The organism is Vibrio japonicus, assembly GCF_024582835.1.
In the GTDB taxonomy this organism is placed as follows: Bacteria; Pseudomonadota; Gammaproteobacteria; order Enterobacterales; family Vibrionaceae; genus Vibrio; species Vibrio japonicus.
Map to the genome: position 1 here is coordinate 596,406 of NZ_CP102096.1, position 23,772 is coordinate 620,177.

The 23,772-nt window shown below is 44.4% G+C and carries 21 protein-coding genes; 17 read left to right on the forward strand and 4 right to left on the reverse strand.

Translation table 11 applies throughout. From position 1 onward, the window contains the following. Positions 1 to 84 precede the first annotated feature (84 nt). The 4 genes from NP165_RS02845 (at position 85) to lpxC (ending at position 4,403) form a co-directional block, all read left to right on the forward strand. The gene (locus tag NP165_RS02845) at positions 85 to 867 is read left to right on the forward strand and encodes a cell division protein FtsQ/DivIB (RefSeq protein ID WP_257084830.1); all 783 of its coding nucleotides are present in this window, start codon (positions 85 to 87) and stop codon (positions 865 to 867) included. Continuing rightward, the gene (ftsA, locus tag NP165_RS02850; RefSeq protein WP_257084831.1) at positions 860 to 2,122 is read left to right on the forward strand and encodes a cell division protein FtsA; all 1,263 of its coding nucleotides are present in this window, start codon (positions 860 to 862) and stop codon (positions 2,120 to 2,122) included. The genes NP165_RS02845 and ftsA overlap by 8 nt, the downstream gene beginning before the upstream one ends. Positions 2,123 to 2,150: 28 nt before the next feature. Continuing rightward, complete coding sequence (ftsZ, locus tag NP165_RS02855) at positions 2,151 to 3,386, forward strand: cell division protein FtsZ (RefSeq protein ID WP_257084832.1); 1,236 nt, start codon at positions 2,151 to 2,153, stop codon at positions 3,384 to 3,386. 99 nt (positions 3,387 to 3,485) lie between these two features. Continuing rightward, positions 3,486 to 4,403 (forward strand): UDP-3-O-acyl-N-acetylglucosamine deacetylase, encoded by a 918-nt coding sequence (lpxC, locus tag NP165_RS02860; RefSeq protein WP_257084833.1) that lies wholly within the window; start codon positions 3,486 to 3,488, stop codon positions 4,401 to 4,403. A gap of 72 nt (positions 4,404 to 4,475) precedes the next feature. Here the strand turns inward: lpxC and NP165_RS02865 are convergent, their stop codons facing one another. Further along, the gene (locus tag NP165_RS02865) at positions 4,476 to 4,928 is read right to left on the reverse strand and encodes a DUF721 domain-containing protein (protein WP_257084834.1); all 453 of its coding nucleotides are present in this window, start codon (positions 4,926 to 4,928) and stop codon (positions 4,476 to 4,478) included. 320 nt (positions 4,929 to 5,248) lie between these two features. Here NP165_RS02865 and secA point away from each other — a divergent pair, with 320 nt between their 5' ends. The 6 genes from secA to NP165_RS02895 all read left to right on the forward strand — a co-directional run bounded on the left by secA (position 5,249) and on the right by NP165_RS02895 (position 15,295). Continuing rightward, on the forward strand, positions 5,249 to 7,975 hold the full coding sequence (gene secA, locus NP165_RS02870) for a preprotein translocase subunit SecA (protein WP_257084835.1): 2,727 nt from the start codon (positions 5,249 to 5,251) through the stop codon (positions 7,973 to 7,975). Positions 7,976 to 8,143: 168 nt separating this feature from the next. Beyond that, on the forward strand, positions 8,144 to 8,548 hold the full coding sequence (gene mutT / locus NP165_RS02875; RefSeq protein WP_257084836.1) for an 8-oxo-dGTP diphosphatase MutT: 405 nt from the start codon (positions 8,144 to 8,146) through the stop codon (positions 8,546 to 8,548). Between the two features lie 82 nt (positions 8,549 to 8,630). Beyond that, the gene (gene dapB / locus NP165_RS02880) at positions 8,631 to 9,440 is read left to right on the forward strand and encodes a 4-hydroxy-tetrahydrodipicolinate reductase (protein WP_257084837.1); all 810 of its coding nucleotides are present in this window, start codon (positions 8,631 to 8,633) and stop codon (positions 9,438 to 9,440) included. 481 nt (positions 9,441 to 9,921) lie between these two features. Next, positions 9,922 to 11,061, forward strand: coding sequence for a glutamine-hydrolyzing carbamoyl-phosphate synthase small subunit (carA, locus tag NP165_RS02885; RefSeq protein WP_257084838.1), 1,140 nt, complete (start codon positions 9,922 to 9,924; stop codon positions 11,059 to 11,061). A gap of 16 nt (positions 11,062 to 11,077) precedes the next feature. Further along, positions 11,078 to 14,308: a carbamoyl-phosphate synthase large subunit gene (gene carB / locus NP165_RS02890; protein WP_257084839.1), complete on the forward strand. Its 3,231-nt coding sequence runs from the start codon at positions 11,078 to 11,080 to the stop codon at positions 14,306 to 14,308. 207 nt (positions 14,309 to 14,515) lie between these two features. Next, positions 14,516 to 15,295 carry a TSUP family transporter gene (locus NP165_RS02895; protein WP_257084840.1) on the forward strand — a complete coding sequence of 260 codons (780 nt, stop codon included), beginning with the start codon at positions 14,516 to 14,518 and terminating at the stop codon, positions 15,293 to 15,295. Here NP165_RS02895 and NP165_RS02900 read toward each other — a convergent pair. Beyond that, positions 15,231 to 16,091, reverse strand: coding sequence for a LysR family transcriptional regulator (locus NP165_RS02900; RefSeq protein WP_257084841.1), 861 nt, complete (start codon positions 16,089 to 16,091; stop codon positions 15,231 to 15,233). The genes NP165_RS02895 and NP165_RS02900 overlap by 65 nt on opposite strands. A gap of 149 nt (positions 16,092 to 16,240) precedes the next feature. Then, positions 16,241 to 16,618 carry an autonomous glycyl radical cofactor GrcA gene (gene grcA, locus NP165_RS02905; RefSeq protein ID WP_257084842.1) on the reverse strand — a complete coding sequence of 126 codons (378 nt, stop codon included), beginning with the start codon at positions 16,616 to 16,618 and terminating at the stop codon, positions 16,241 to 16,243. A 322-nt stretch (positions 16,619 to 16,940) separates the two neighbouring features. Here grcA and nfo point away from each other — a divergent pair, with 322 nt between their 5' ends. From nfo to NP165_RS02920, 3 genes are all read left to right on the forward strand, one after another. After that, the gene (nfo, locus tag NP165_RS02910) at positions 16,941 to 17,825 is read left to right on the forward strand and encodes a deoxyribonuclease IV (protein ID WP_257084843.1); all 885 of its coding nucleotides are present in this window, start codon (positions 16,941 to 16,943) and stop codon (positions 17,823 to 17,825) included. 265 nt (positions 17,826 to 18,090) lie between these two features. Next, a complete protein-coding gene (gene ung, locus NP165_RS02915; RefSeq protein ID WP_257084844.1) occupies positions 18,091 to 18,777 on the forward strand; it encodes a uracil-DNA glycosylase in 687 nt (228 codons plus the stop codon). Positions 18,778 to 18,871: 94 nt separating this feature from the next. Continuing rightward, positions 18,872 to 19,423: a hemerythrin domain-containing protein gene (locus NP165_RS02920; RefSeq protein ID WP_257084845.1), complete on the forward strand. Its 552-nt coding sequence runs from the start codon at positions 18,872 to 18,874 to the stop codon at positions 19,421 to 19,423. 82 nt (positions 19,424 to 19,505) lie between these two features. On the opposite strand, the gene NP165_RS02925 is transcribed toward NP165_RS02920, so the two are convergent. Continuing rightward, on the reverse strand, positions 19,506 to 19,688 hold the full coding sequence (locus tag NP165_RS02925; protein WP_257084846.1) for a DUF3545 family protein: 183 nt from the start codon (positions 19,686 to 19,688) through the stop codon (positions 19,506 to 19,508). 704 nt (positions 19,689 to 20,392) lie between these two features. Here NP165_RS02925 and NP165_RS02930 point away from each other — a divergent pair. The 4 genes from NP165_RS02930 (at position 20,393) to NP165_RS02945 (ending at position 23,630) form a co-directional block, all read left to right on the forward strand. Then, positions 20,393 to 21,823, forward strand: a complete 1,431-nt coding sequence (locus tag NP165_RS02930) for an alanine/glycine:cation symporter family protein (protein WP_257084847.1) — start codon at positions 20,393 to 20,395, stop codon at positions 21,821 to 21,823. Positions 21,824 to 21,925: 102 nt separating this feature from the next. Next, positions 21,926 to 22,699 (forward strand): peroxide stress protein YaaA, encoded by a 774-nt coding sequence (yaaA, locus tag NP165_RS02935; RefSeq protein WP_257084848.1) that lies wholly within the window; start codon positions 21,926 to 21,928, stop codon positions 22,697 to 22,699. Between the two features lie 17 nt (positions 22,700 to 22,716). After that, entirely contained in the window at positions 22,717 to 22,857 is a 141-nt protein-coding gene (locus tag NP165_RS02940; protein ID WP_257084849.1) for a DUF5363 family protein, read from the forward strand. Next, positions 22,857 to 23,630 carry a TatD family hydrolase gene (locus NP165_RS02945; RefSeq protein WP_257084850.1) on the forward strand — a complete coding sequence of 258 codons (774 nt, stop codon included), beginning with the start codon at positions 22,857 to 22,859 and terminating at the stop codon, positions 23,628 to 23,630. Before NP165_RS02940 ends, NP165_RS02945 begins: the two co-directional genes overlap by 1 nt. The last annotated feature ends 142 nt before the right edge of the window (positions 23,631 to 23,772 follow it).

Sequence of the window (23,772 nt, forward strand, 5' to 3'; positions counted from 1 at the left end):
TCCGAAGGTTAAAGTAAGTGCTTTACCTCTATTGTACATTGAGATTAGGAATAATTAACAAGCTAACAGCAAGGACTATGGACTTTGATTAAAAGTGCTTTTAATGAAGGCCCTCGTTTAACTTTTAGTCCGCAAGTGCGTGATCACGCTTATGGTGGCGTGTTCTTACTAGCGGTTTTATTGTTAATTGGCTCGATCCTACACTCTACCGTTTCATGGATGTGGGATGATCAACGTCTTCCTCTGTCTAAAATTGCGCTCCAAGGGGAGTTGCGATATGTTTCGGCGAATGACGTCCAACAAGCCTTTGCTCGTTTGGATCATGTCGGAACGTTTATGTCTCAGGATGTCAGCGTCTTGCAAAATGTCGCTGAGTCCATCCCTTGGGTGGCTCATGCTTCAATCCGTAAGCAGTGGCCTGACACGGTCAAAGTCTTCTTAACTGAGCATGAAGCAGAAGCAATTTGGAATGGCAATGCTCTGCTAAATAGCGCTGGGGAACCATTCAACGGTGATGTTGGTGAACTAGAAGGTGAGCGAGTGAAGCTCTATGGCCCTGAAGGTAGTAACCAAGAAGTATTATCGGTTTGGCGTGATCTAGAGCCCAAATTTAAAGCATTAGACTTATCGATCACCTCTTTAGTGCTCAATGATAGGCGTGCGTGGCAGATCATTCTGGATAATGGGATTCGCCTTGAATTAGGTAAAGAGTCTTCAGAAGAGAGAATCGAGCGCTTCTTTACATTGTATAAGAATTTAGGTAGTTCAGCTGAAAGGGTGAGCTACATTGACCTCAGGTATGATACGGGAGCCTCTATCGGATGGTTCCCAGATGAAGAGTTAGAACAAGAGAACACAGATGACTAAGACCGCTGATGACAACATTATTGTTGGTCTTGATATAGGCACTGCAACCGTATCGGCTCTCGTAGGCGAGGTATTGCCTGATGGTCAAATCAATATTATTGGTGCTGGTAGCAGCCCATCCCGCGGGATGGACAAAGGTGGAGTAAACGACCTTGAATCGGTAGTTAAATCGGTTCAAAGAGCGGTAGACCAAGCAGAGTTGATGGCAGAATGCCAGATCAGTAATGTGTATATTTCCATTTCTGGACGTCACATCGCTAGCAGAATTGAAAAAGGTATGGGCACCATTTCTGACGAAGAAGTTTCTCAGGAAGACATGGATCGAGCCATTCATACTGCGAAGTCGATTAAAATTGGTGACGAACAACGCATTTTGCATGTTATTCCGCAAGAATTTACCATTGATTACCAAGAGGGAATCAAAAATCCACTAGGTTTATCAGGTGTGCGCATGGAAGTTAGCGTGCACTTGATTTCTTGTCATAATGATATGGCAAGAAACATTATTAAAGCGGTTGAGCGTTGTGGACTTAAAGTTGAACATCTAGTCTATTCCGGCTTAGCGGCGAGTAATGCAGTTATCACTGAAGATGAACGTGAGCTGGGCGTATGTGTGGTAGATATCGGCGCTGGTACTATGGATGTATCCATATGGACTGGTGGTGCGCTACGACACACCGAAGTGTTTTCTTACGCAGGTAACGCTGTTACGAGCGATATCGCGTTTGCATTTGGTACCCCGGTAAGTGACGCGGAAGAGATAAAAGTGAAATATGGCTGCGCACTAAGTGAGTTAGTCAGCAAGGATGACACGGTTAACGTTCCTAGCGTTGGTGGGCGACCATCACGAAGCTTACAAAGGCAGACCCTATCAGAAGTCATTGAGCCTCGTTATACTGAGCTTATGGGGCTGGTTAACCAAACTATCGATACTGTTCAAGATAAACTGCGTGTTGAAGGTATTAAGCATCACCTGGCAGCAGGAGTTGTGCTCACCGGAGGCGCTGCTCAAATTGATGGTGTGGTAGAGTGTGCGGAACGTGTGTTCCGCAACCAAGTTAGAGTCGGCAAACCTTTAGAGGTGAGTGGCTTAACGGATTATGTAAAAGAGCCGTATCATTCTACGGCAGTTGGTTTACTTCATTACGCAAGAGATAGCCAAATCAACGAAGATACTGAATATAACGAGCCAGCTCGCTCTTCAGTAACCGGATTGTTTGGTCGTTTGCGTAATTGGATACAAAAAGAATTTTAACCTGAGCAGCAGGAAACGGAGATAACACATGTTTGAACCGATGATGGAAATGTCTGACGACGCAGTAATCAAAGTCGTTGGTGTTGGTGGCGGCGGCGGTAACGCTGTTGAACACATGGTGCGTGAATCCATCGAAGGCGTGGAATTCATCAGCATTAACACGGATGCGCAAGCGCTTCGTAAAACTAGCGTAAATAGCGTTATTCAGATTGGCGGTGATATCACTAAAGGCCTTGGTGCTGGTGCTAACCCTCAAGTAGGACGTGACGCTGCTCTCGAAAACCGAGATCAAATTAAAGATGAGCTGACTGGCGCCGATATGGTATTTATCGCAGCTGGTATGGGTGGTGGTACTGGTACTGGTGCGGCTCCTGTTATTGCAGAAGTTGCAAAAGAGCTTGGCATTTTGACAGTGGCAGTGGTGACTAAGCCATTTAGTTTCGAAGGTAAAAAGCGTTTAGCGTTTGCCGAGCAAGGAATCGAAGAGCTATCTAAGCACGTTGACTCTTTAATCACGATCCCTAACGAGAAGCTACTTAAAGTACTTGGCCGTGGCATCACTTTACTTGAAGCTTTTGCAAGCGCGAATGATGTACTTAAGAATGCAGTTCAAGGTATCGCTGAGCTAATTACTCGCCCTGGCATGATCAACGTCGACTTTGCGGATGTAAGAACCGTAATGTCAGAAATGGGTCATGCAATGATGGGTAGCGGTGTTGCTAAAGGTGAAGACCGTGCTGAAGAAGCGGCTGAAATGGCAATTTCTAGCCCACTTCTGGAAGATATCGATCTTGCTGGCGCGCGTGGTGTACTTGTTAACATCACTGCGGGCTTAGATATGCGTCTAGATGAGTTTGAAACGGTGGGTAACACTGTAAAAGCATTTGCATCTGACAATGCAACGGTTGTTATTGGTACGTCTTTAGACCCAGATATGGCTGACGAAATCCGCGTAACTGTTGTTGCAACAGGTATCGGAAACGAAAGAAAGCCAGATATTACACTGGTAGCGGGTGGCAAAGCGAAAGTAGCACCTGTTACACAGCCGCAAACTCAACCACAAGTCACGCCAGCGCCTCAAGCAATGGCAACGAAAGTGGAAGAAAAACCGGCACCAAATTTGCATGAAAAACCACAAGTAACAACACAACAGCCAACGACAACGCCGACAAGTTCGGGCGCAGGTCAGAGCGTAGCTCCTAAACCTGATAAAGAAAGTGGCTACTTGGATATTCCTGCATTTCTACGTCGTCAGGCTGACTAAGGCAAATATCGTAATTTGACACTGTTCAAAATTATGGTAGGATACGCGGTCAGTATAGTATACTGACCGTGATTTGTAGCATTTTATGAGGCTTAGCAGATGATCAGACAACGAACTCTGAAAGAAATAGTGACAACAATCGGTGTGGGTCTCCACTCAGGTCGTAAAGTCACGCTTACTCTTCGCCCAGCTGCTGCAAATACTGGCATTGTTTACCGTCGTACCGATGTAAACCCACCAGTAGATTTTCCTGCAGATGCTTCTTCAGTCCGCGATACCATGCTATGTACGGCATTGGTTAATGACGAAGGTATCAGAATTTCAACAGTTGAGCACCTGAATGCCGCACTTGCTGGCATGGGGATTGACAACATTATTGTTGAAGTTGATGCACCAGAAATCCCTATTATGGATGGTAGTGCTAGCCCGTTTGTTTTCCTGCTGCAACAAGCGGGTATTCAAGAGCAAAATGCGTTAAAACGCTTTATTCGCATCAAAAAACCAGTGCGTTTTGAAGATGGCGATAAGTGGGCAGAGCTGCTCCCGTACAACGGCTTCCGTATGGATTTCGAGATTGAATTTAATCACCCTGCGATTGAGTCTGATGAACAGCACTTAGTGTTTGACTTCTCTTCTCAAGGTTTTGTTAAAGAAATCTCACGTGCTCGTACTTTTGGCTTCATGCGTGATATCGAATACTTGCAGTCTCAAAACCTTGTACTAGGTGGTAGCTTCGATAACGCTATCGTACTAGACGACTACCGTATTCTTAACGAAGAAGGCCTTCGTTTTGACAACGAATTTGTGACTCATAAAGTTTTAGACGCTATTGGTGACCTTTACATGTGTGGTCATGCAATTATCGGTGAGTTCCGCGCATTTAAGTCAGGCCATGGTCTAAATAACCAACTGCTTCGTGCTGTATTAGCAAATCAAGATGCTTGGGAATGGGTAACATTTGAAGAGGATGTACCATCTCCAGTTGCGTTTGCTGAACCAAACATGGTTATCGCGTAAAGATAGATTATTTAGAAAAGCCAGACGAAAGTCTGGCTTTTTTTATTTCTGAGATTGGATAACATCAGACGCTTATTTTTTGGCTAGTTTTGCTAAGCTTTCCAACCGTGCTTTCACTTTAGGCGATGCACCACTCGCGATCATATTTAGGTACTGGGCGGCATTTTCAGAAATTGGATCGCGGGGCTTTTGTTCTGCGGGATCTTTTGCCTGCTTACTTCTGTACAGTTCCGGGTTTATCTGGACATTGATCGCCATTAAACGGGCGAAACCTCTTGCACGAAGTTGGTTCAGAATCGATAAACGTTCATAATCGATCTTCATTTTGATCCCAGCACTTGCGACTTCAATAACCAACTGTCCATCACGAACATTTGCCACCCGGCAATGATCTTCCGTGCCGCGAGGCAATAACGTTTTTAATTCCTTGTTGATCATCATGATCTCTTCAGCATGTTTTTGCAGTTGAGAAAAGCGCGATTCCGCGATGATTTCATCCCCAAGGGTTGGACGGTGATCTCTCATAGTGAGTCTCGAATCAGATATATAGCTCTATTCTAGTCAATGGGATCATCGGAAGATAGACCGCATGGCGAATAAACTTCCAGCATACAGGCGCAAAAAATTAAGAGTGCTTCAAACAAATAGTCATGTTATTGGTCGTTAGTAGTAAAATTTCATAAACTAAGGGCCATCAAAGTTGATACAAGCCTTGAAATATCTAGTTCTCATCACAATATCTGAGAAAAGTGATTTATCTCAGTATTCTTAGTTCAAAACTGTTAGAGACTGAAGGCATTTAAAATAGATCGGGCCCGATCTAAGTAAAGAGAGATTCATAGCAAATGATAGCTAAGCTACTGACAAAGGTCATTGGCAGTCGCAATGACAGAACACTGCGTCGCCTAAGAAAAATTGTAAAAGAGATTAATAACTACGAACCAACGTTTGAAGCTTTTTCTGATGACGAACTGAAAGCAAAAACGGTCGAGTTCCGTCAACGTCTTGAGAAAGGTGAGGCGCTAGACAGCTTACTTCCTGAAGCATTTGCAACGGTACGCGAAGCCTCTAAACGTGTGTATGGCATGCGCCACTTCGACGTTCAGCTTATCGGTGGTATGGTTCTAAATGCTGGTCAAATCGCAGAGATGCGTACTGGTGAAGGTAAAACGCTAACGGCGACGTTACCAGCGTACTTAAACGCACTACCAGGCAAAGGTGTCCACATCGTTACAGTGAACGACTACCTTGCAAAGCGTGACGCGGAAACCAACCGCCCATTATTTGAGTTTTTAGGTATGACCGTTGGTGTCAACGTTCCAAACATGCCACCACATGAGAAGAAAGAAGCTTATCAAGCGGATATTCTATACGGTACAAACAACGAGTTTGGTTTTGACTACCTACGTGACAATATGGCGTTTCGTGCTGAAGACCGAGTCCAGCGCGCGCGTTTCTTTGCTGTAGTGGATGAGGTTGACTCCATTCTTATCGATGAAGCACGTACACCGCTTATCATCTCAGGTCCAGCTGAAGATAGCTCTGATCTCTATACTCGCATTAATACTCTGATCCCTCAGCTTAAAAAACAAGATAAGGAAGATTCAGAAGATTATCGTGGTGATGGTCACTACACCGTTGATGAAAAATCGAAACAAGTTTACATGACCGAGACGGGTCAGGAGTTTGTTGAAGAATTGATGGTGAAGAATGGCTTGATGGAAGAGGGGGATACTTTGTATTCACCAGCGAATATCAGCCTATTGCACCATGTTAATGCAGCATTGCGTGCTCATGTTTTATTTGAGAAAAATGTTGATTACATCGTCACTGAAGAAGGTGATGTCGTTATCGTTGACGAACATACTGGCCGTACAATGCCAGGTCGTCGATGGTCTGAAGGCTTACACCAAGCTGTAGAAGCGAAAGAAGGTGTGAAGATTCAGAATGAAAACCAGACTCTTGCGTCAATTACCTTCCAGAACTTCTTCCGTTTGTATGAAAAACTGTCGGGCATGACAGGTACGGCAGACACAGAAGCATTCGAGTTCCAATCGATTTATGGGTTAGAAACTGTTGTTGTTCCTACCAACAAACCGATGATTCGTAACGATATGCCAGACGTTGTGTACCGTACTGAAGTTGAGAAATTTAATGCAATCATTGAAGACATCAAAGAGCGCGTAGAGAATAAGCAGCCGACCTTAGTGGGTACGGTCTCTATCGAAAAGTCTGAGTTACTGTCTAGTGCGCTTAAACAAGCTAAGATTAAGCACAATGTCCTTAACGCTAAATTCCATGAAAAAGAAGCAGAGATTGTTGCTGAGGCAGGTAAGCCAGGTGCAGTGACTATTGCGACTAACATGGCGGGTCGTGGTACGGATATCGTGTTGGGTGGTAGCTGGCAATCGAAGGTCGATGCTTTAAACAACCCGACACAAGAACAAATCGACGCTATCAAAGCCGAGTGGAAAGTCGTTCACGATGCAGTACTTGAGGCCGGTGGTCTACATATTATTGGTACAGAGCGTCACGAATCTCGCCGTATCGATAACCAGCTACGTGGTCGTTCAGGTCGTCAAGGCGATGCGGGTTCTTCTCGTTTCTACTTATCAATGGAAGACTCGTTACTTCGTATATTTACATCTGACCGTATGGCGAGCCTTATTCAAAGTGGTATGGAAGAAGGCGAAGCAATCGAGTCTAAGATGTTGTCTCGTTCAATCGAAAAAGCTCAGCGTAAAGTAGAAGGTCGAAACTTCGATATTCGTAAGCAGCTTCTTGAATATGATGATGTTGCGAACGATCAGCGTAAAGTGGTTTACGAATTGCGTGATGAGCTGATGATTGTAGATGACATCAGTGAAATGATTGAGCAAAACCGAGACGATGTGCTGAATGCTGTCATTGACGAATATATCCCACCGCAATCTTTGGAAGATATGTGGGATGTTGAAGGCCTAGAGGAGCGTTTAAAGAACGACTTCGACCTAGATGCGCCAATTAAACAGTGGCTAGAGGAAGATGACAAACTTTACGAAGAAGCGCTTCGTGAAAAAATCGTTGCTACTTCTGTTTCTGTATATAAAGAGAAAGAAGCAATAGTAGGAGAGCAGGTTCTTCGCAACTTTGAAAAATCTGTTATGTTGCAAACCTTAGATACGCTTTGGAAAGAGCACCTAGCGGCTATGGACCACCTTCGCCAAGGTATCCACTTACGTGGTTATGCGCAGAAGAACCCGAAACAAGAGTACAAACGTGAGTCGTTTGAATTGTTTGAAGGGTTACTAGAATCACTAAAATCTGACGTGATTACCATTCTTTCTAAAGTTCGTGTTCAGCAACAAGAAGAAGTTGAACGCATGGAAGAGCAGCGTCGAGCTCAAGCTGAAGAAGCAGCGCGTTTAGCTCAAGCTCAACATGCTTCAGCAGAAAACCCACTATCAGATGGTGAAGAAGAGCAAGGTGCTCATCAGCCATTGGTTCGTGATGAACGTAAAGTGGGTCGTAATGAGCCGTGTCCATGTGGTAGTGGTAAGAAATATAAGCAGTGCCACGGCAAAATTGCCTGATGCGTCGGTGTAAAAGCCGATAACTGTGTCGGTGGTACTCATTTACTAACGTAAACTCCGTGCCACCTCCTTGTTATCGACTATTACAACTTAGCCTCATATTGTTTAGAGATAAAAGAGTCGCTTAGGCGGCTCTTTTTTTAAGCCGAGATTGATAAAGGAAGTAAGATGAAACGTATTCATATTGTAGCGGCGATAATCCTTAACCAAGACAAATCAGAAATTTTCATCACCAAGCGACCTGATGACAAGCATAAAGGGGGATTCTGGGAATTCCCTGGAGGAAAGGTTGAGCAAGATGAAACAGTAGAGCAGGCCATGATTCGTGAACTTGAAGAAGAAATAGGGATCACAGCAACGGAGCAAAGTTTGTTCGAGCACCTAGAGTATGACTACCCAGACAAATCACTTAAATTTGATTTTATGTGTGTAACGAAGTTTGAAAACGAACCCTATGGCAGAGAAGGGCAGCAAGGTCTATGGGTCAAAATTGAGGATTTATCTGGCTATGAATTTCCAGAAGCCAATGTGCCTATTCTAGAAAGAGTCGTTAAAGAGTTTTCTAGAGGCTAGCCACAGCGGTGCTTTGCTGTTAGTTTAAATTAATTGGCATTAGGGCTGAGCCCAAATAATTCGAATAATGGAGATAAATGCAATGGTACGTATTGCAATTGCAGGAGCAGCGGGCCGCATGGGCCGTAACTTGGTAAAAGCAACCTATCATAATCAGGATGCACACGTAGGCGCGGGCTCGGAAAGGCCTGAATCGTCTTTGGTTGGGGTTGATATTGGCGAGCTTTGCGGTGAAGGAAAGTTTTCGGTTGCTCTAACGGATGATTTAGAGAAAGAAATTGATAACTTTGATGTCATTATCGACTTTACTGCGCCTGTAAGTACGCTTGCGAACTTAGAACTGTGTAAACAACATGGTAAGAGTATTGTCATCGGCACCACGGGTTTTACTGACCAAGAACGTGAGCTCATTGATGAAGTTGCAAAGCAAGTGCCAGTTGTAATGGCTCCGAACTACTCTGTGGGCGTTAACCTTGTATTTAAGCTTCTTGAAAAAGCGGCCAAAGTTATGGGTGACTACTGTGACATTGAAATCATTGAGGCTCACCACCGCCACAAAGTCGACGCCCCTTCTGGTACTGCAATTGGTATGGGTGAGGCGATCGCTGGCGCAATGGGCAATCAGCTTAATGATGTTGCTGTTTATGCTCGAGAGGGAATCACGGGAGAGCGTACCAAGGATGAGATCGGTTTTGCGACGATTCGTGCAGGTGACATTGTCGGAGAGCATACCGCAATGTTTGCCGATATCGGTGAGCGAGTAGAGATCACTCATAAGGCAACAGATAGAATGACGTTTGCAAATGGTGCGGTTAAGGCTGCGGTATGGTTAAAAGATAAGCCTGCCCGTTTCTATACCATGACAGATGTTTTAGGTTTGAATGACCTTTAAATACATAATTATGCGCTGGGCTTGCCCGGCGCTTTTTGTATCTAAGAACTAAACCTCAGTGAGTAGCACGCTATATGACTTTAAATGGCTACTTTTAAAGTTGTGTTTTTAAGGCATTGGTGTGTATTTTTGTGCTTACCTTGCAAAAGTCGGTGTTATTTTTGCTTGTGTAACGTTTGCTTTTTTAATGAGTGAAAAAATGTGACTTGGATCTTTATTTTTTGGGTATGTTTCATTTAGTTTGCATTTTGCTTATCGTTTGGCCTGAGTAAACTTACTATTTTGGCTGGCTAACCTTGTTTTTGAGCCTAACTGCTTTAAATGATAAATTTATTTTCATCTCTCTGTTGACACATCTCACACGCCTCTTTAGAATACCGCCAATTTGTCTACAATACCTATTTACGCTTACTTATAGCGCTATGGAAGGCAAATCTGCACTTAAATTTATTATATTTGCATTTTTATTCTGGAGGTTGTCTTGAGTAAATCAGCACTGTTAGTCCTAGAAGATGGGACAGTGTTCCGCGGTGTTTCCATTGGAGCAGATGGCACATCCGTCGGTGAAGTCGTTTTTAATACCTCGATGACGGGGTACCAAGAAATCCTCACTGATCCTTCCTATTCACAACAGATTGTCACACTAACTTATCCTCACATTGGCAATACCGGAACTAATTCCGAAGATGAAGAATCTTCTTCAATCCATGCACAAGGCCTTGTGATTCGCGATCTTCCTCTTATCGCTTCTAATTTCCGTAACGAACAATCCCTTTCTGATTACCTAAAGTCGCAAAACATCGTTGGCATCGCTGACATTGATACTCGTAAGCTAACCCGAATCCTTCGTGAAAAAGGTGCGCAGAACGGCTGTATCGTGGCTGGTGATAACCTAGACGAAGCGCTTGCACTAGCAAAAGCGAAAGAATTCCCTGGCTTGAAAGGTATGGATCTTGCGAAAGAAGTTACAACAAAAGAAGCGTATCAATGGAAACAAGGTTCGTGGACGCTCGAGGGTGGTCTTCCAGAAGCAAAAGCTGACGGCGAATTACCATACCACGTTGTCGCTTACGACTTCGGTGCAAAACGCAACATCCTACGAATGCTGGTTGATCGCGGCTGCCGCTTAACCGTTGTTCCTGCAGAAACATCAGCGGAAGAAGTTTTGGCGTTAAACCCAGATGGCGTGTTCCTATCGAACGGCCCTGGTGACCCAGAACCATGTACCTATGCGATTGAAGCAACCAAAGTGTTCCTAGAGAAAGGCCTACCAATTTTTGGTATCTGTCTAGGTCACCAAATTCTGGCGCTAGCATCTGGTGCGCAAACGGTGAAAATGAAGTTTGGTCACCACGGTGCAAACCACCCAGTAAAAGATTTAGAGCGTAACGTTGTGATGATCACTTCGCAAAACCACGGCTTTGCGGCAGATGAAAAAACATTACCGGAAAACTTACGTGCTACTCACGTATCGCTATTTGATGGCTCTTTGCAAGGTATTCACCGTACAGACAAGCCAGCATTTAGTTTCCAAGGTCACCCAGAAGCGAGCCCAGGTCCACACGACGCGGCACCGCTATTTGACCACTTTATCGAACTCATCAAAAAACACAGCGCTTAATTCGGAGTAGTAGATAATGCCAAAACGTACTGACATTCAAAGTATTCTAATTCTTGGTGCTGGTCCGATTGTTATCGGTCAGGCATGTGAGTTTGACTACTCTGGCGCACAAGCGTGTAAAGCTCTTCGTGAAGAAGGCTACCGAGTTATCCTAGTTAACTCTAACCCTGCGACCATCATGACTGACCCAGAGATGGCAGATGCGACATACATCGAGCCAATCCAGTGGGAAGTAGTACGCAAGATCATCGAGAAAGAACGCCCAGACGCGGTACTGCCAACTATGGGTGGTCAGACTGCGCTTAACTGTGCGCTAGAGCTAGAGAAGCACGGCGTTCTTGAAGAGTTCGGCGTAGAGATGATTGGTGCAACGGCTGACGCGATCGATAAAGCAGAAGACCGTTCTCGCTTTGATAAAGCGATGAAGTCTATCGGCCTTGAGTGTCCTCGTGCTGATACCGCGAAGACGATGGAAGAAGCTTACAAAGTTTTAGATATGGTTGGCTTCCCTTGTATCATCCGTCCATCGTTCACCATGGGTGGTACGGGCGGCGGTATCGCATACAACAAAGAAGAGTTCGAAGAAATCTGTCGTCGTGGTCTGGATTTATCTCCGACCAACGAACTGCTTATCGATGAATCGCTAATCGGTTGGAAAGAGTACGAAATGGAAGTGGTTCGCGACAAAGCGGACAACTGTATTATCGTATGTTCAATCGAAAACTTTGACCCAATGGGCATCCACACGGGTGACTCCATCACGGTTGCACCAGCTCAAACACTGACTGATAAAGAATACCAGCTAATGCGTAATGCATCGCTAGCGGTTCTACGTGAAATCGGTGTTGAGACAGGTGGTTCAAACGTACAGTTTGGTATCAACCCGAAAGATGGCCGCATGGTTATCATCGAGATGAACCCACGTGTATCTCGTTCTTCTGCTCTAGCATCAAAAGCAACAGGTTTCCCAATCGCGAAGATTGCAGCGAAACTGGCAGTTGGCTTTACTCTGGATGAGCTACAAAATGACATCACAGGTGGCGCAACTCCAGCATCATTCGAACCGACTATCGACTACGTAGTGACTAAGATTCCTCGTTTTAACTTCGAGAAATTCGCGGGCGCAAACGACCGTCTGACAACACAGATGAAGTCGGTAGGTGAGGTGATGGCGATTGGTCGTAACCAGCAAGAATCTCTTCACAAAGCACTGCGTGGCCTAGAAGTTGGCGCAACTGGCTTTGATGAAATGGTTGACCTAGAAGCACCAGATGCACTCACTACGATTCGCCATGAGCTAAAAGAAGCGGGCGCAGAGCGTATTTGGTATATCGCAGATGCATTCCGTGCGGGTATGTCAGTAGATGGCGTATTCAACCTGACAAACATCGACCGTTGGTTCCTAGTTCAAATCGAAGAGCTAGTGAAACTGGAAGAGCAAGTAAAAGCGGGTGGTTTCGCTGGTCTAACGCAAGACGTTCTTCGTCAAATGAAACGTAAAGGTTTCTCTGATGCTCGTCTATCTAAGCTACTGGGTGTAGCAGAAAGCGAAATTCGTCGTATGCGTGACCAATACGATATCCACCCAGTATACAAGCGTGTCGATACGTGTGCGGCTGAGTTCTCTTCAGACACGGCTTACATGTACTCATCTTACGATGACGAATGTGAAGCGCAGCCTACTGACAAAGACAAGATCATGGTACTAGGCGGTGGTCCAAACCGTATCGGCCAAGGTATCGAATTCGACTACTGTTGTGTACACGCGTCACTAGCGCTACGCGAAGACGGTTACGAAACCATCATGGTGAACTGTAACCCAGAAACAGTATCAACAGACTACGATACGTCTGACCGTCTGTACTTCGAACCAGTAACGCTAGAAGACGTACTGTCTATCGCTCGCGTTGAAAAGCCAAAAGGTGTGATTGTTCAGTACGGTGGTCAAACGCCACTTAAACTGGCTCGCGCACTAGAAGCAGCAGGCGTACCAATCATTGGTACTAGCCCAGATGCTATCGACCGCGCTGAAGACCGTGAACGTTTCCAAGCAGCGGTTGAGCGCCTTGGTCTTCTTCAACCACAAAACGCTACTGTAACAACGATGGAGCAAGCGGTTGAGAAGTCGAAAGACATCGGTTTCCCTCTGGTTGTTCGTCCATCATACGTACTTGGTGGCCGTGCGATGGAAATCGTATACGACGAGCAAGACTTACGTCGCTACTTCAACGAAGCAGTAAGCGTATCAAACGAGTCTCCAGTTCTACTAGACCGTTTCCTAGATGATGCAACTGAAGTGGATATCGATGCTATCTGTGACGGTGAGCGCGTGGTTATCGGCGGTATCATGGAGCACATCGAGCAAGCGGGCGTTCACTCTGGTGACTCAGCATGTTCACTTCCTGCTTACACGCTAAGTCAGGAAATCCAGGACAAGATGCGTGAGCAAGTTGAGAAGCTAGCCTTCGAACTTGGTGTACGCGGTCTGATGAATACTCAGTTTGCTGTGAAAGATAACGAAGTGTACCTAATCGAAGTTAACCCTCGAGCTGCTCGTACTGTACCGTTTGTTTCGAAAGCGACAGGTGCACCGCTAGCGAAAATCGCTGCACGTGTTATGGCAGGTCAATCTCTGGAATCACAAGGTTTCACGAAAGAGATTATTCCTCCTTACTACTCAGTGAAAGAAGTGGTTCTTCCATTCAACAAATTCCCTGGTGTTGACCCACTATTGGGCCCAGAAATGCGCTCAACAGGTGAAGTGATGGGTGTTGGTACGACGTTTGCTGAAGCATACGCGAAAGCGGAACTTGGCTGTGGTGCGGTTTACCCTGAAGGTGGTCGTGCGCTACTGTCGGTTCGTGAAGGTGACAAAGAGCGTGTGGTTGACCTAGCGTCTAAGCTAGTGAAACTAGGCTACCAATTGGATGCAACACACGGCACAGCAGTGATTCTAGGTGAAGCGGGTATTAACCCTCGTCTTGTGAACAAAGTACATGAAGGTCGTCCGCACATTCTTGACCGTATCAAGAACAACGAATACACCTATATCGTTAACACGGCAGAAGGTCGTCAAGCTATTGAAGACTCGAAAGTTCTACGCCGTGGTGCATTGGCTGAGAAAGTGAACTACACCACAACGTTGAACGCAGCGTTTGCAACGTGTATGTCTCACGCAGCAGATGCAAAAGCGTCAGTGACTTCTGTTCAAGAGTTGCACGCGAAAGTGAAAGCAAGCTTAGCGTAACGAATAACAAATCGGTAAACCTCAGGTTTACCTGACAACCTCATTGCCCGCTCTCTTGAGCGGGCTTTTTTTGTCTATGTAGTGGGTTTACTCAATTACAAATTAATCGTTGAATTTTAGGAATGGGTTCTAATCTAAGCTTTCGTTAACTTAATTACGTGCCTGATGGTAACGTATTGAAATTCAGTATTAGATGTTTGAAATGCCATGGAACTATCTTTAGAGCTTCTTAGTCTACTTTTTGTTGTTGCGTCCATTGCTGGGTTTATTGACGCCATGGCGGGAGGCGGAGGCTTATTGACATTACCTGCTTTGTTGGCTGCTGGGGTTTCACCCACTCAAGCGCTGGCGACTAACAAGCTGCAAAGCTCATTCGGCAGTTTTTCTGCCAGTTGGTACTTTATCCGAAACGGTATCGTCAGCCTGAAAGAGATGCGTTTAGCGATTGCTTGTACATTCGTTGGCTCTGCGGTTGGTGCAGAAGCGGTGCAGTACATTGACGCGGGAATTCTCACTAGTTTGATCCCTATCTTGCTGATCGCCATTTCTGTGTATTTTTTGTTGATGCCAAAAACGACCCAAACAGAAGGCAAAGCAAAAATGTCTGAAGCACTGTTTGCTTTCTCTGTGGGTGGCGGCGTTGGTTTTTACGATGGTTTCTTTGGCCCGGGGACTGGCTCAATTTTTACAGTCTGTTTTGTTGCGCTTGGTCATTTTGGTTTGGTTGAAGCGACCGCACGTACTAAGGTACTCAACTTTACCTCCAATATTGCCGCGCTGCTGTTCTTCGTGCTGGCAGGATTACCGATTTGGGAGCTGGGTTTAGTGATGGCGGTTGGTGGTTTTATTGGCGCGAGACTGGGCGCTAAAGTGGTTGTGACCAAAGGACAGAAGTGGATTCGCCCTTTGGTGATCACCATGTCTATGCTAATGGCTCTGAAGCTACTTTGGGAACAGCATCAACAATGGATTCTATCAATGTTTTGATACGCCCATTTCGATAACTTGATGGCCTCAAACAAATATGAATCGGTCGACAAAGCGGTTTTATCTGTTCAAAGTGATGACAATATTTTGCATCGATTTTGAGCGTCTTACTCACCGAAAGTGGCACCAGAGCAGGAGCAATCCCAGATAGCGCGAGTTGTGCAGCAGCAGCGTAAGAATCCATTTCCATTATCGGTTGCATGTTGAGTTTGTTTAAAATAGCAAGCTGATATGTGTTGGCTGGATTGTTGAGATCGTTGGTAATAATCGTTTTAGGTAGCTGTTCAAGTTTTTCAGAATAGACGATAGAAAAGGGTTCATCGAGGAGATGAAAGGTCATTAGGCTATGGTGTTTGGGTAAGTGGCCGGCACAAACCCCTAAATGCGCTTTCCCGGACTGAACATGCTCGACGATTCGGGGTGTATGATTGGTCGTAATAGACAGAAAAGGCTCGTGTTTATACCAGTCTCCTAAAATAGTCGAGAGATAACCCGCGACCAGCGTTTCTGAGCAATCGAGCTTGATAATGCTATTTTCTACCACCGTCTGTTGTTCATAGATTAATCCGAGAAGCTCATTAAACGTAGGATTTAGACTCTCGATGAGAGTGAGCGCATCTGGCGTGAGTTGAACATTTCTGCCTTGTGGAACAACCAGTTTCTTGCCCAATTTCTTTTCTAAATTGGCGATACGTTTACTGACAGCAGATTGGCTGATGTAAAGCAGACTGCCAGTACGGCTCATGGTTTTTGCTTTGCTTAATACCAATAAGGTCTCAATGCCTTCCAATAGCATAATGAACCAATGAATATGAGGAATAGATGATTCAATTTAACGGATTTATTGTTGTTATGCACCAAAGCGATTAGAAAGATCTAACAAGATACAAAAAAAGCGGCGTTCTAGCTCTGAGAGTGCCGCTTTTGTTAGAATGAGTTTTAAGTTTATAGAGACTCAGTAAAAGTACGAGCGATTACGTCGCGTTGCTGCTCTGGAGTGAGTGAGTTAAAACGAACAGCATAACCTGAAACACGAATGGTGAGCTGTGGGTATTTTTCAGGGTTTGCTACGGCATCTTCAAGAGTTTCGCGCTTTAATACGTTCACGTTTAAGTGTTGGCCACCTTCGATACGTGGTGCAGTTTCGATAGCCACTTCACGGCTTTCATATTCGCCAAGTTCATCAATTGTGATAACTTGGTCTGTTTCATAGCCAGCAGTTGCCGCAATGCAGCGCGCTTCATTCTTTTCGCTATCTAGTAGCCAAATTGAGTTTTGTAGCTGGTCGTTTGCTGCTTTAGTAATTTGAATGCCTTGGATCATTACTGTCTCCTAGTCCATAGCTGTGGCGTTGTTGGTGTTAACTTTCGAAATTTGTTGAGTTGTTTACTGTATATCCAATAACCACTTTTATTTTATTGATTTAAGTCAATTAACCACAAAAAGACCCTATTTACCTGGTGGGTCATGTTTTATCGGCTCCTAAAAGTATTCAAAATAGTCTGCTTTTGTAGGGGTAAGAATTTATTTTAAATTGTAGTTTGTTGTAATTTTACAACGATAATAGTAGTTGTTCTTGGAGCCAGGGCAGATAACTAACTGCCATTCGGCTCGTATGCTGAACGTGTAAAGTGATGAAGTGATAATGTTAAAAAAGCCGTCTGGAAATAAATTTATTGGTGCTCATGTATCGGCAGCAGGTGGTGTCGACCAAGCACCTATACGGGCAAAAGAGATTGGTGCGAATGCGTTTGCTCTGTTTACGAAAAATCAGCGCCAATGGGCAGCCAAACCGTTAGAAGAGAAGACGATTCGAGCTTTTAAGGCTAATTGCCAAATGCTTGGTTATAAAAGTGAGCAAATCCTTCCTCATGACTCTTACCTGATAAATCTCGGTGCGCCGGAAGAGGAAAAACTCAATAAGTCCAGAGAAGCGTTTATTGATGAGATGAAACGATGCCAACAGCTTGGGTTGTCTCTATTGAATTTTCATCCTGGTAGCCACCTGAAGAAAATATCTGAGCAGGAATGCCTAAGTAAAATTGCCGAATCTATTAACCTTGCGCATCAAGCTGTGCCAGATGTTATTGCTGTGATTGAAAACACCGCTGGTCAGGGGACGAACTTAGGATGGAAGTTTGAGCACTTATCTGAAATTATCGAACAAGTTGAGGACAAGGGGCGCGTTGGAGTCTGTCTTGATACCTGCCATACCTTTGCGGCTGGCTATGACTTACGATCGCATGATGCATGTGACGCAACGTTTTCAGAGTTCGAACGGATAGTCGGAATGCACTATCTTAGAGCAATGCACATCAATGACTCAAAATCGATACTTGGCAGTAGAGTCGATAGGCACCATGCTTTAGGGAAGGGAGAGATTGGATGGGATTGCTTTGAATATATCGCGAGAGACTCGCGCTTTGATGGTATCCCTTTAATCTTAGAGACAATTGAGCCTGAGATATGGAAAGATGAGATCGCGCAATTACGTCGTTTTCACCTTGAATCGTTAAAAGAAAGCGTTTAGTCACAAAAGTGGCATTCATCTTCCATATATTATGAGACAGGGCTAAAAAATAGAGGGTGCCACTATGCGTTTTTCATCTCATTCTACTCCAGCGCGAGCAGTTCGTTTGCCAGTGCCTAATCGTCATGTCACAGGTCAAGGGCACCACAGAACACCGCAAAAACATTAGCACGCATCATCTTTACGTATCTGAGCTTTGTTCCATTCTAAGTTTTTGCGACAATCCGATGACACAAACATTGCGTATTCGTAGAAGGAACAGAGCATGGACTCGTCACTGACTTGGCATGATGTTATTGGGGTTGAGAAACAACAAGAGTATTTTCAGCAAACACTTCGCTTTGTAGACTCAGAGCGAAAAGCTGGGAAAACGATTTACCCGCCAGAAGAAGATGTCTTCAATGCGTTTCGCGCAACTGGATTTGGTGATGTTAAGGTGGTGATTTTAGGGCAAGACCCTTACCACGGGCCGAATCAAGCGCATGGTTTATGTTTTTCAGTGTTGCCGGGAGTGAAAACACCTCCATCATTGGTCAACATGTATAAGGAGCTTGTGCAAGATATTGAAGGTTTCAGCATTCCACACCACGGCTACTTACAGAGTTGGGCAGAGCAAGGGGTACTGTTGCTCAATACTGTGTTGACTGTCGAGCAGGGTAAGGCTCATTCTCATTCTAAAACTGGGTGGGAAACCTTTACCGATAAAGTGATTGAAGCAGTGAATCAGCATCAGTCGGGGGTTGTGTTTCTATTATGGGGCGCACACGCTCAAAAAAAAGGTCGTTTTATCGATCGCAGTAAGCATCATGTATTGATGGCTCCTCATCCATCGCCTTTGTCCGCTCATCGTGGTTTTTTTGGTTGTAAGCACTTTTCGCAAGCGAATCAACTTTTATCAGAACAGGGGAAAATGCCCATTGATTGGTGCTTACCAATTGATGTCAGTAGATAAAATTGTGTTGTTGTCTGATTTTCGAACAGCGCCCGGGATAACATAGATATTCTCATATACACTTATAAAAGGTGGGCATATAAGGAGAGTCGCTATGATGATAGAAAGGATAAGGCGTGAACATGGTTATATGGTTCGTTTGCTTGCAGTACTAAAGCAGAAGATCGTTTCACTTGAGCAAGAGGAGTCGATCAATTATTCATTACTTCGTGAAATAGTGACTTATCTTTCGGAGCACTCTGAGCGGGTACATCATCCTAAGGAAGATATACTCTATCGGTACTATCTTGATCATTTTGGTGCGCAACAGGAAATTATTAACCTCGAAAATGAGCACAAAGGGTTGTCTGAAAAAACACATGCTTTCTTAGAGATGGTCGATATGATCCTCAACGATGCTGTTGTGCCCCAGGATATTTTTATTTCCCACCTTAAAGAGTTTGTCGAATCGCAAAAGAGCCACTTGGAGCTTGAGGAAAGAACGGTTTTACCTCTCATCGCAAAAGTATTTACGGTTAAGGACTGGCAGGCTGTCGAAGATCTTTGGAGCGAAAACGAAGACGATCCTGTCTTTGGTGAAACTATTGCTGAAAAATATCAACAATTGGCTCAGCGAGTCAGGCAAAACGAGCAAGAGTGTATCTAGATTTTTAGACTTTCTTATCCCGAACTGAGGTTGTTTAGTCAGTTTTATAGACGTAAAAAAAGAGGCTAATCGCCTCTTTTTATTAGAAATCTATGTTTTCAATGTCCTCAAACGCGATACCCATTTCTTTAAGCTCGCGCTGAAGTCTTTGCTTATCTTTAATTGCTTCTATTTCACGCCACTTACGTTTCACTGGTTTTGAGCGCACACCGCGCGCTTTTGGGAATTCCATTTCCATAAAATCTTCAAAGTTTAAGCTGTCCATAAGCTACCTCTTTTAATTATTACGCTTTGAAGGGGTATTACTTAAATACCATTCTCAATGCAGCGTAACCTTGATTCGTTTCTCATTTGTTACGATTTCATTAAGTTTTTCTTGAAATCTAATGGTGTCCTCACATTATTTTTTAGTTTATGTGCCTGTTTTTTGCGCAAACGTTTAGACGATAACGATTAAATTGTCGAAAATTGATTGTTAATCGACTGTTTATAGACTCATCATTTCGCTTGGTTATGCAATGAGTTGTTTCGTGAGCCGTTGGGTTGCTACTCTGAGGAGGTTTTGGTTTTGTGAAACATGCCTTCTAAGCCTTGATAAACAAGGCACTCATTCAATTTTTAACGGGTCGTCTTTTTGATTGGTGTATAACTCGGCATTGTTGTTTATATTTAGTGCGATTGTTCTTTTGTTGTGGTGTATTTGTTCGTTTTTGTGTTAATTGATGGTGATTTTATAGTAAAAAACAGCTCATAAATGAGCGCTGTTTCATATTGATTTTTATTTTCCTTCGCTGCATTATCCGCCCGTCAAAAATCAGCTGGTACGTAAAATGGAAGCATGAGGCGCGTTTTACATATCTTGGTTGCTCTAAAATTACACTATAAATAGCTAAGTACATTGACTCTTAGCTTGCAATCAAGTGGATGGCTTGGAAGCAGAGACCGGCGAAAACTCAATATGAGGCTCTTATGACAGATATAATTAATCTAATGAATGACCTGCTTTGGGGGTCAATTCTAGTTTACCTGCTGGTGGGTGTGGGAATTTACTTTACTGTAAGATTGGGCTTTATCCAGTTCCGCCATTTTGGACACATGTTCTCCGTGCTAAAAAATAGCCGCAAAGCCGACAGTGCTGGTATCTCTTCTTTCCAAGCTCTTTGTACCAGTCTGGCTGCTCGTGTGGGTACAGGTAACATGGCGGGTGTTGCTGTTGCACTGACAGCGGGTGGTCCTGGTGCTATCTTCTGGATGTGGCTCATTGCCATGCTGGGTATGGCGACTTCGTTTGCTGAAAGTACGTTAGCACAGCTATACAAAACCAAAGATGATGACGGTAACTATCGAGGCGGTCCTGCATATTATATGGAGAAAGGTCTTGGTATGCGCTGGATGGGCGTGTTGTTCTCTATCTTCTTAATCATCGCTTTTGGTTTGGTATTCAACGCCGTACAAGCTAACTCAATTGCAGGTGCAATGAACGCTGCGTTTGGTTGGAACGAGACGTATGTGGGCGTTGCAGTCGTGCTTCTTTCTGCCGTAGTCATTTTTGGTGGTATTAAACGTATCGCACGTGTGGCAGAGATGATTGTTCCAGCAATGGCACTAGCGTACTTAGTACTGGCTCTGTTTGTGATGTTTATGAACATCGAAAAACTACCAGCGGTACTGACTCTGATCTTCAAGAGCGCGTTCGGCTTGCAAGAAGCGGCAGCTGGTGGTTTGGGCTATGCAATTGCACAAGCGATGATCAATGGTATTAAACGTGGTTTGTTCTCGAACGAAGCGGGTATGGGTTCTGCGCCTAACGCTGCAGCGTCGGCAACACCATATCCACCGCACCCTGCGTCACAAGGTTACGTACAAATGCTTGGCGTATTCACGGATACAATTGTTATCTGTTCTGCAACGGTAGCCATTATCCTGATGTCTGGCGAGTATGTACCGCACGGTGAAGTAACGGGTATCGAACTAACGCAGAATGCACTGAGCTCGCAAGTGGGTGATTGGGGTAGCGTGTTTGTGGCGGTGGCAATTTTCTTCTTCGCGTTCACCTCTATCATCGCAAACTACTCGTACGCAGAAACCAACTTGATCTTCTTAGAGCACAACCACAAAGCGGGTCTAAGTATTTTCCGTATCGTAGTGCTTGGCATGGTGATGTTTGGCGCGGTAGCTTCACTTCCAATCGTTTGGGCCTTGGCTGATGTGTCGATGGGTCTGATGGCGATTGTGAACCTAGTAGCGATCATCCTGCTTTCTGGCATCGTGATTAAACTGGCGAAAGACTATAACCGTCAGTTGGATGCGGGTAAGGTACCAACGTTCGATGCGAATGACTTCCCAGAGCTGAAATCTCAGCTTGAAGAAGGTATCTGGTACAACAAAAAGAAAGACTAATCGCTTTGAACGATTAGTATGATTCAAAAAGCCGTGCAGACATTGCGCGGCTTTTTTTGTACCCTAAGGCCAGCAAAAATTAAAAAGATATAGAGTAAAGTCATGTTAATTGTAGTTTCTCCAGCCAAGACCCTAGATTACGAATCTCCTCTGGCGACGCAAAAGTATACTCAGCCAGAATTGGTGGAGTATTCAAAGCAACTGATCGATGTTTGCCGTAAATTAACACCAGCCGATGTATCTAGCTTGATGAAGGTGAGTGATAAGATCGCAGACCTCAATGTTGGTCGTTTCCAAGAGTGGAGTGAAGAGTTCAACACAGACAACTCTCGCCAAGCTATTCTCGCGTTTAAAGGCGATGTTTACACAGGGCTGGATGCTCAGTCATTGACTGAGGAAGATTTTGACTACGCTCAAAAGCACCTTCGTATGCTTTCGGGATTGTATGGCTTGCTCAAACCCTTGGACTTAATGCAACCTTATCGTCTTGAGATGGGTACTAAGCTGGCGAGCGAAAAAGGGACAAATCTCTATCAGTTCTGGGGTAACGTCATTACCGATAAGTTGAATGAAGCCATTGATGCCCAGGGCGATAATGTTTTAATTAACTTAGCGTCAAATGAATACTTTAAAGCGGTAAAACCAAAGTCTTTAGATGCTCAAGTGATTACACCAGTCTTTAAAGATTGCAAGAATGGTCAGTATAAAGTGATCAGTTTTTACGCGAAAAAAGCACGCGGTATGATGGCTCGTTACATCATTGAAAATCGAATTTCTAGTGTTGCGGATTTGACTAAGTTTGATATTGCAGGCTATTACTTTGTAGAGGAAGAGTCGACACCAACCGAATTGGTGTTTAAGCGAGAAGAGCAGTAATTCATGGAGGGTAGGCAATGATCACGTGGTTTAAAAAGGTACTCGCAAAGTACGATGCTTGGTGTTTATCCATGGGCCTGACTCCTGAACATAAGCGCAGTTGCGTGCCTTACCGCAAAGATCCTATCCACGAAACTAAAACTAAGGCGCAGTCATAATGCGCCTTTTTGATACCCACTGTCATTTTGATTTTGACCCTTTCCTCAGTGATTTTCCGGCGCACATGAAAGAGGCTCAACGTCATGGCGTCGAGCGTTTTCTTATCCCTTCGGTTGGACCATCTAATTGGCAAAAGGTCGCTCATCTCTCAAGCCAATATCCATCCATCTACTATGCTTTAGGTTTCCACCCCTATTTTTTAGACAACGATAGTCCTCAGCACTTCGAACAGTTGGAGTCATTGCTAAGTGAAGGCGATGCTGCTTGTGTGGCGGTAGGGGAGTGTGGTTTAGATGCCATGATCGATGTCGATATGGGACTTCAAGAAATGTTGTTCATTAAGCAGGTTGAGCTCGCCACTCAGTGGCAAAAGCCGTTGGTTTTGCATGCGAGAAAAACCCACAATCGATTGATTCAGCTGCTTAAAAATCAACGATTTTCCCAAGGTGGTATTTTGCATGGTTTCGCAGGGAGCTTTGAGCAGGCCAAACAATTTATCGACCTAGGATTCTATATTGGTGTAGGGGGTGTGATTACCTACCCCAGAGCGAATAAGACGCGGAGTGCCATTGCTAAGCTTCCGCTTGATTGTTTGGTGTTAGAAACGGACGCGCCAGATATGCCACTAAGTGGGCATCAAGGCGAAGACAATCACCCTAAAATGCTAGGCGCAGTGTTGTCGTGCCTTTCTGAATTGCGAGGTGAATCAACCGCAGAAATTGAGAAAGCAGTGTGGAAAAATAGCAGCTTAGCATTCGGCATATGTGAATAGAATCTAAGTAAATGATAGATATTATGATTGTGTATGCACATAAAAGAGATTTGACTCACAATGTGGAGTGAATATTTGTTCAGTCTTATTGGAAACTGTGAACACGGCATTACTTTGTTAATGGACGGATGAGTATAATTGC